Here is an 8,458-nt window from a genome sequence, read left to right on the forward strand (position 1 = left end):
CAATGCCAAAATGCGACGCGAGATAATGGAATGCGCTGCAATAGCTTTGGTTGAGTACTAAGGAAGTCAAGATAGCGCTAGGGGCATCTCGATATAGCGAAAGCGATCGCCTACGGCAAGGCGTAGCACATCGCGCAATTAAAAAGCTAATCTGCTTAAACCTCGCAGAAATTTTCTAGGCTAAACTTTTACAGAGAATTTTCGTATCGTCTTCCCCTCTGTCACGGTGGTTGACCTACTGAGGTAGGGGAACCGTGAAAAGAGGGCAAGTTTGTTGCCGCACCTGGGGGTGCGTTTTTTCTCCCCAGAAAAAATGTCCGGACAGCAACATAGCTTGCTACTCACCAAAGGTTTTTTTGGGCTACTCAAATTAAAAACATCAGTGCATTGAGTTGGCATTTAAGTGGCACTGAATTGGCATTTTTTGACCATTTTATTGTCAATAAGCTTAGTTATTGATAAGAAGAATATATACACAATGTATGCAGTGGCGTTGAATTGGCGCTCAATTGGGATTGAATTGGCGATCAAGTGACGCTTAAGTGGCGTTGAATTGGCATTTGAGTGGCGTATTTTTGAATCGAATTCAATAGCACAAAAATAACTACTTGAGAAAATGCAGCAAAAAAATAACCAATGGGCTAATTTTTCGCCTGATAAAAATGGTCAGTGGGTAGATTGGCATGATTTATATTTGCACTTAACTTAAAGGAAAGCTTTTAGGTGAACCACAGTCAATGTCAAACTTGATAGTCAGTTTTGACCCTGGTGCTTCCTTGACCAAGATTGTTTACGAACTAGCAACTGAAGGCAAACCATGTTTGATGACAATGGAACCAGAAATGCTGAAATTGCCTCAAAGTTCGATTGACGCTTATATGTCGAGTCGCAAGGGTCTGGAATCTCCTAAACCAGTAGATGAAGCCTGGGTGTCAAGTCCTGCGGATGGTGATACACAATGTACAGTAGTTGGATTCTTGGCACGGCAGTTTTCAGCATCTGCCAGACTTGATAAGCTCAAGTACGAAACCTCAATTCACAAAGCCTTGGCGGTTATTGGTGCGATCGCTCAACAAAACAAATTGCCTAACAGGTTTTCACTATCACTGACCTCACTACTGCCCTATGGTGAATATCAAAATCGCCAAGCATTTGAGCAACAGTTACAGTCTGCACTCAAGGATTTTAGGTTTCGGGGTCAAAGGTTGCGGGTGAAACTGGAGCGATTCGAGTGCTTACCTGAAGGTGCGGGATTGGCAATGATTCGCCAACGCCAGAATGGTAAAGAATGGTTTAACGCTCAAACCATCGCAGTGCTAATGTTTGGGCATCGCAATACCAGCCTTCTATTATTTGAACGGGGCAAGATGACGGCGGGTTACACTAATGGGCTGGGCTTTCACCAAATGGTAAAGCGAGTAATTGAGCGCACATCTGGACAGGATGCCACTGCTTTGACCTCTGCCATCTATGCAGCTGGTTCAGATATCACGACTGATAATCAAGCAATTCGCACTCTGGTCAAAAGCAGAGAACCTAAAAATCTTGATTATGAATTGCAGATGATTGTTAATGCCATTGCTACTGCTAAAGCTGAGTATTGGTCTAGGCTTTACGATTGGCTGGAATCAACTTTACCTGCGGTGAACGAGGTAATTTTGAGCGGTGGCGCAGCATTGTACTTAGAGCAAGAGTTACAAGACTGCTTTCAAGAAATTTCAACTTATTGGGGTGCTGACCTACAGCAGCAGGTACAAGAAGTATTCAAGGATAAAAGTAATGATTATTGCCATACTTTCCGGGAACAGGAAGCTTTGTCGTTTAGGTTGATTGATGCGTTTGGTTTGTTTATGCGGTTTAGAGCGCAAATCGAGAAGGTAGCATGACTACAAATAAAAAACAACCCAAAAATAATGACAATAATAGACAGCCCAATAGTAGCGGTAGTCGCAGACTGCCTGAACGAACTGATACTGACAGACAAAGACAATATAAAAATTTGACTCTTCGGCTTCGTGCTTACTCAAACACTGTTGATGCAAAGCTAATTATATATTTGCAAAAAGGAAATGGGGTCAGTACTAGCAAAGAGATGGTGTTACAGGCATTACGAATGTGTTGGTTGCCTTTAGCATATCAAGCTCAAGCAAATGCGGATGTAGAAATTAGTGATAAAGAGGTGCGTCAGGTAGGGTTAATTTGTTGTCATGCCCTGGAGCAACATTTGGCCTATTTGCGAATGGAACTAGGATTACCACATAAATCAAGTGATGTTTTGCCTGTACCTCTCAGCACTATGACCAATCCTCAAACGCTTGCTACTATGTTCGGTCTAGAAATTGGTAATAGCGGTGGTATTGATGATGAAAATGATCGTAATGCTAGCGCTAAAGCTAAAAGGAAAGGCAATGGCAGTAGTAAGAGTGAAAACCAGTCACAACACAAAATAGATTCTGATTCCTTCATTCCTGGTGAGGGGTCTTTCTATGATGAAACAGACGATATGTTTGAGAATATTTAAGTATTTATTAATGCACATTTAGTCAAATCACAAAGGAGATTTAAGATGGCAGCAATTCACTTCATGGATGGTGAAAAAGGTGGAGTTGGCAAGTCTTTGTTTGCACGGGTTATGGTGCAATACTGCATTGACAATAAACTCTCTTATGAATTGGTAGAAGCAGACCAAAGTAATCCAGATGTGGGCGCATTTTACCCAGACAATCATAAAACAGCAGTTTTTAGCGAATCAGAGCGTAAAGCTTACGATGCTGATGAAATTTTTAATTTAGCACTAACAACTTCTGTCATTGTCAATTTACCTGCTCAAGTATACCCAGCAGTAACTGATTGGATTGAGCGTAATCAAATCTTAGAACTTACTGGAAAAAATAAGGTCAAAATATATAAGTGGTTTGTTTGTAGTGGTGGATATGACAGTGTTCAGTTATTTATGCAATCTCTTGAACGCTTTGAAAACAAGATTAAGCATATATTTGTACGCAATTGTGGTTTATGCGATGACTGGAAACACGTAGATGGACGTAAGGATTTACAGGATTTAATCAAAGCTTATAAAGTAGCTGTCATCAATTTTCCCAAATTCAGCTATCGAGAACGAGATATCCTTGATGCCAATCAGATAAATTTTTCTGCGGCTAGAGATTATGGAGAGTTAGGTGTATTGGGTAAGCAGCGATTACACAATTTTCTCAAAAAAGCTTCTGAGGAAATTGATCAAGCTAAAATCTGGAACCTTCCGGCAGCTTCAATTACTTCCCCAACAGAAAAAGTTGATGATGCTAATGTCAACGGCAAAGTTGCTACCAAAAAGTAATGTGACAACTAAGCTAAAAACAAATACAAATATGAGTAATTCTCACACTGAAGAACTCGATTTAGACGATGAATTTTTGGATTCAGTAGCTGCTAGAGGCAAAGGACTGAGCCAAATTCCTTACCCAACTTTACTAGATTTAGCCATTCGAGGTAAAGATGATTCATTTAAAGCTAGGGTTTGGGAAATTGTAGTCCAAACTGGACTAGACCCTGATGACCCAGCATTTCTGATGATGATTGCTACTGGCAGGCTACAAGTACTGTTGGAAGACAATCCCAAAGAAATGGAAGCAATGTTTGACCTGTGGCAAACGCAGCTTTATGACCATCTCCAGACATATGAAAAGGCAGCAGTAAAAGGTCAGCAAAAAGCGATCGCTCAGTCAGTGGCGGCATTAATTAGGCGTACTGAATTTGAGCGTGCTATTCATTCAGTTCCCTCTCTAATTGCTGCGGGAATACTGCTATTAATTGCAGCTGGAGTAGGTGGACTAGTAAGTGTAGGTGGAATGTCCTGGTATCAATCTAGTCATCTAGATCCTGCTGGGCCACGCCAACTCACACAAGCCCAAGCCAATGCTTTGGAATGGGCAACCAGTAATGAAGGTAAGTTTGCTCACAACCTAATGCAATGGAACCAAGATTTGCTGAGTCGTGACCAAAACGGTCAACTTACTTGTGCTAAGGATGTTAAGCGTTTGGGGGTGACACTGGAAATTGGAGCAAGTAGCAGAAAAGCCTCATCTGGGTTCTGCACGTTATGGACATCACCTAGCAATCAGCGCCAGTTTGTATCTAAACCGCGTCAACCTTGAAAACCGTAGTTTTTTGGAATTAGAGTGAAGCTCAGAACTCAAGCCACGAAAGAATAATACACTTTCCTTAAAAACTCCAGGTTTCAAAATGGACGGGGTTTAAGTTAAAAAATTAGTTGTCAATTTCTCAATCGTAGAAAAGGATTCAGCAGATGTTTACCTGCAAAGTTAAGTGGCTTTGGCTGCTGGTAATAGGAGGTATAGTTACAGCTTGTACCCCTACTACTGTAAATGTCAGTGGCAAGGATGAGAAGAATACGACTCAAGCTCAAGCTCAAGCTCAAACTGTACCTGATTATCCGCCGATGTATGATGTGGATGTTAAAGTTTGTGGCAACATCATTGCCCCTCTCAAGGATGGAAAACGTTGTGTCAATCAACAATTACGTTTGTGGGGCCCAGTAGGAGAGGCAAAATTAGTTCGTGCTGGTATTTCTCTACCATCAGTTTCTAGCGTAGAGCATAAATTAGCGATCGCCTCAAAAGGCTGTTATCCTGTTTATTCCCAACCTGACCAGCAGCAGTTTTATTGGGCTGATTCCATTATTCAAGTCAACAGGGGAGGAACTGCACCCACAGTCGAAGTCAAGCCAACTCAACTTTCAAACCAGCAGATTTATGAGTTAATGACTAGTAAACTTTCCAGTCGGACAATTACAACATTTGGTGGGGCGGGGTGCGAAGCTGCATCTTCGGTAAAATAAAGCTTTTACGGTTGAGGGTGGGTGGGCAAAAAAGTTACCCCACATTTTAGTGGGGCTACTGTGAGAGCCAGCAGGTAATTATGAAGCTTCAGCCCATCTAGCTGTACGTTGTTGTTTATGAGCTTTACGTCGCTCCCGTACTGCATCCAAATCTTTCAATCCATACAGACGTTTGGCGTATGCTAGTAGTTCATTGATGGGAGTTTCGCTATAGTCCTGGCGAAACTGAATATTATGTTCGTTCCAATCAAATTCTTGCTGATTAAAACGTGCTTGAGCAGCAAGTTCTCTGCCTGATTCCTCACGTAAAACTTCCAGTACCATTAATCGCACTTTATCCTGATAACCTATTACTTGATCCAACGCTTTTGTTTGTTGCTGATTACGAGTCATTTGAGTCATTTGATTATCCTTTGATTAACAAATTGCTACATCTCACCTAAATAGCATCGACAGATGCCTTCTGAGTTAGAGTTCACTTTTGAATCTCTTCAATTCAGCAGCAATCGCTGTATTCAATTCTGTTTGTTGGATGCGGGTGGGCGGGAAATAGAATGCCCTGAATTAGATAATTCAGGGCATTGTAATTAATCGTCAATTTCTATATCTTCGTCATCTTCATCTTGGTCAAAATCGTCATTTATCGAGTCATCAGAGTTGCTACTTAAACCATTGAGTCCGTCCATGCGTTTAGACCGAGCAGCTTTATGAGAAGCACGTCTATCTCGTATTTCATCAAGATTATTCAAGCCGTAAAGTTTGCGGGCATAATTCACCAGTTCTTTTAATGGTGTATTTACATAGTCCTTACGGAATTGGGAATTGTGTTTGTCCCAATCAAACTCTTGTCCGTTAAATCTGGCTGCTGCTGCTAATTCTCTTCCTGATTCTTCCCGCAATACTTCAATTACCATCAGGTGTACTTTTTCCTGATAAGTCATTACTCGTTCTAAAGCAGGAATATGCCTTTCAATTTTGCGTGATGCTTTGGCAGTTTTGCGAAGGTTAGCGTTAACCATGAGAATTACTCCTTGATATTTAGTATTTTTCTCATAGAAACAGCATCGAAAGATGCAATTCGCTCCAATTTCAATTTTTTATTCGGCAAAAAAATAACCTGTATTGTTTGAGGCAATACATGGTTATTTTGGGTTATTATTCTGTCAATTCCTGAGAATAAGCCGGAGTTATTTACTCATCTTCATCTTGTTCATCTAATTCGTCATCTTCATCTAAATCTTCGTCAAGTTCATCTTCAATATCCTCCTCATCTTCATCCAGGTCTTCGTCTAGTTCGTCATCTAAATCGTCAAGTTCTTCCTCTTCTTGTTCTTGGAAAGAATTACGACGTTCCAAAGATGCGCGGTTGAATTCAACTAAATCTGCTATTGCTTGCTCTGGGTCAGTGCTGATAGTGTCGTACAGCATACTCATGAAAATTGCCACTACTTCTGGTGCATATTTGAGTGCATCTGGTTGTCCAAACAATTTAGTAAATAATTTGGTATTCCATTTTTGCCAATCAAACTTTTTGTTACCACCTTTCTTTTTGACCTGAGCAGCAATATCAAGTCCGAGTTTTTCACGGGCTGCATGACCGATTTTTGTGGAAACACGGGAATCGCGTAGTTGTAATTTAACGCCATATTCTTTGAAGATTAGGTTCCGCAATTCCTTCAACAATGCTAATGCCTCTTCTTGTGGTGAAGCATTCGCTACCTTTGATTTAGTTGTAGCGGATGTGCCGTTGGTTTTGGCAGATGTTTTAGCATTAGCTGCGTTGCGATTGTTATTGGTTCTAGCTTTAGCGATAGCCATTTTACAGCTTCCTTTAATGAAGTAAATTTTTCACCTCCTTGCCGCAATCGCGGCTTTCACATCCATTTCATTTCAATTTCATTTTTTTGCGATTTCAAACCTGTCTTTGCTGCGACAAATTTATGCTTTTAAGAGATAAAGAAGTGGACTAGGAGCAGTTTCCGAAATTAACGCTGTACTGGAGGCGATGCCTGCGGCGGGCGTAGCCATCGCTCTTTTTCACACAATAAATATAGCCAACCTGTTAGTAATAATTATCCTTGTGGCTAAAGCATCAGTAATAAATTTGCTCTACAAGGAGAAAGTAAGTTGTTAAATTCAGGTTTATGAAGTTGACAGACTGGCCTGCTCTAGCTAACCAAAATACTCCAATTGTGGCTGTGGAGTATCATACGCCTGACAGAATGCAGATTTTACAGCAGTTTTACCATTGGGGTGAAGAACGTTCTTTGTCAGTCTTTGTCTGGAATCCTGGTTACTGTGGACTACAGAAATTAATTCAGCATCAAGGTCAGTACATCTTACAGTCAACTGACAGAGGTAAAGACGGGGACATTATTCAGTATCTTCTGGAGGAATATCAATCGGGTATTTATTTACTGGAGGGAATGCTAAATGAGGGTGATGCTAGCAAAATAAGTCAAAAATGTAGCTATCAATTACTTAATGCCTGTCATCAAGCTCTCTGGAGTCAACAACATCATTACTGGGTGTTATTGGAAACTTACGTTCAACTACCTCTAGGATTACAGCCTTTTATTCCTGTGCTATCAAATCCACTTCCAGACCAACAGCAGGTGCAGATAGTTGTGGAGCAGTTTTGTGATGCCTGGGTTGGAAGTAGCCATCCCCGGCTTCAGCAGTTTGCTGAGTGCGATCGCAATTCTTGGTTAAAGACAACAGAAAAAACATCAGCACTGCAATTGCTCTTTCTTGCCTGTCAGGGTTTACCCATAGGCGAGATAAATATGCTACTACAGCAATGTCTGGGTTTTACAAAGCGGCTTGAGGAAATCGCCCAATTAGTGCTAGAGCATAAAGTTAGCAAACTGCGGGGTCGGGGTTTAGAATACATTGCTCAACCGGATGTACCTTCAGCCGGGGGATTAGATTTGCTGGAGAAAAGGTTGGAAACTATTACCTGTCTACTTCAACCTAAAGCAAAGCAGTATGGATTGAAGTTTCCCACTGGGATGCTCTTATGGGGATGACTTTGATAAAGGCTTTGCTGGCTGGGATTCCAATGCAGATGGAGGTGTAGCACGACGCCTATCTGCGGCTTTGTTGACTTGGATGCAAGAGCATCAAGAGCCAGTTTATAAGCTAATCGGCATTTAAGCTGCATAATATAAATGCAGCGTCGATTGAGAGTAACTATGCCACCACCAGCAAAAAACTTTTTAATGTCGGAACAGGTCATTCAGTTACAGCAAGCTCTTAAGGAGAGCCAGCTACCACACGTAAGGGAAAGAATTTTAATTATTTTGCTGCAAAACGATGGCAGAACACAACAAGAAATTTCTAGATTTCTCGGTTGTTCCCCTAGAACTGTTGCATATTGGTGTATGCATGGAGATCCAGATAACCTAGAAACTTTACATAATAAACGAGAGTACGAGCATAATCGAAAAGCCACACCTGAATATATTGAACTATTATTAAAAACAGTTGATAAAGAACCATCAGATTTGGGTTATGAATTTGGTCGATGGACAGCAGAGAGATTAGCAACGTATTTAACAGAACAAACCGGAATTGATTTAAGTAGTTCTCAAGTTAGGA

At 41.0% G+C, this 8,458-nt stretch carries 10 protein-coding genes; 7 read left to right on the plus strand and 3 right to left on the minus strand.

Annotation, left to right across the window (positions count from 1 at the left end):
* Positions 1 to 737 precede the first annotated feature (737 nt).
* The 5 genes from CDG79_RS16565 (at position 738) to CDG79_RS16585 (ending at position 4,858) form a co-directional block, all read left to right on the plus strand.
* Complete coding sequence (locus CDG79_RS16565) at positions 738 to 1,886, plus strand: ParM/StbA family protein (protein ID WP_094343088.1); 1,149 nt, start codon at positions 738 to 740, stop codon at positions 1,884 to 1,886.
* Positions 1,883 to 2,521, plus strand: coding sequence for a hypothetical protein (locus CDG79_RS16570; protein WP_094343089.1), 639 nt, complete (start codon positions 1,883 to 1,885; stop codon positions 2,519 to 2,521). Before CDG79_RS16565 ends, CDG79_RS16570 begins: the two co-directional genes overlap by 4 nt.
* A gap of 45 nt (positions 2,522 to 2,566) precedes the next feature.
* On the plus strand, positions 2,567 to 3,337 hold the full coding sequence (locus CDG79_RS16575) for a mobilization protein (RefSeq protein ID WP_094343090.1): 771 nt from the start codon (positions 2,567 to 2,569) through the stop codon (positions 3,335 to 3,337).
* 31 nt (positions 3,338 to 3,368) lie between these two features.
* Entirely contained in the window at positions 3,369 to 4,154 is a 786-nt protein-coding gene (locus tag CDG79_RS16580) for a DUF6753 family protein (RefSeq protein ID WP_094343097.1), read from the plus strand.
* Between the two features lie 152 nt (positions 4,155 to 4,306).
* Positions 4,307 to 4,858: a hypothetical protein gene (locus CDG79_RS16585; RefSeq protein WP_094343091.1), complete on the plus strand. Its 552-nt coding sequence runs from the start codon at positions 4,307 to 4,309 to the stop codon at positions 4,856 to 4,858.
* 78 nt (positions 4,859 to 4,936) lie between these two features.
* Here CDG79_RS16585 and CDG79_RS16590 read toward each other — a convergent pair whose 3' ends face one another.
* The 3 genes from CDG79_RS16590 to CDG79_RS16600 all read right to left on the minus strand — a co-directional run bounded on the left by CDG79_RS16590 (position 4,937) and on the right by CDG79_RS16600 (position 6,676).
* A complete protein-coding gene (locus CDG79_RS16590; protein ID WP_094332201.1) occupies positions 4,937 to 5,260 on the minus strand; it encodes a hypothetical protein in 324 nt (107 codons plus the stop codon).
* Positions 5,261 to 5,445: 185 nt separating this feature from the next.
* Positions 5,446 to 5,877 carry a hypothetical protein gene (locus CDG79_RS16595; protein WP_094343092.1) on the minus strand — a complete coding sequence of 144 codons (432 nt, stop codon included), beginning with the start codon at positions 5,875 to 5,877 and terminating at the stop codon, positions 5,446 to 5,448.
* A gap of 172 nt (positions 5,878 to 6,049) precedes the next feature.
* A complete protein-coding gene (locus CDG79_RS16600) occupies positions 6,050 to 6,676 on the minus strand; it encodes a primosomal protein (RefSeq protein WP_094343093.1) in 627 nt (208 codons plus the stop codon).
* A gap of 326 nt (positions 6,677 to 7,002) precedes the next feature.
* Here CDG79_RS16600 and CDG79_RS16605 point away from each other — a divergent pair, with 326 nt between their 5' ends.
* Together CDG79_RS16605 and CDG79_RS16610 are read left to right on the plus strand one after the other, a co-directional pair.
* Entirely contained in the window at positions 7,003 to 7,887 is an 885-nt protein-coding gene (locus CDG79_RS16605) for a hypothetical protein (protein ID WP_223278183.1), read from the plus strand.
* A gap of 165 nt (positions 7,888 to 8,052) precedes the next feature.
* On the plus strand, positions 8,053 to 8,458 hold a 406-nt coding region (locus CDG79_RS16610), incomplete at its 3' end, for a helix-turn-helix domain-containing protein (protein ID WP_143855500.1).

The organism is Nostoc sp. 'Peltigera membranacea cyanobiont' 232 (genome assembly GCF_002245985.1).
Lineage (GTDB): Bacteria > Cyanobacteriota > Cyanobacteriia > Cyanobacteriales > Nostocaceae > Nostoc.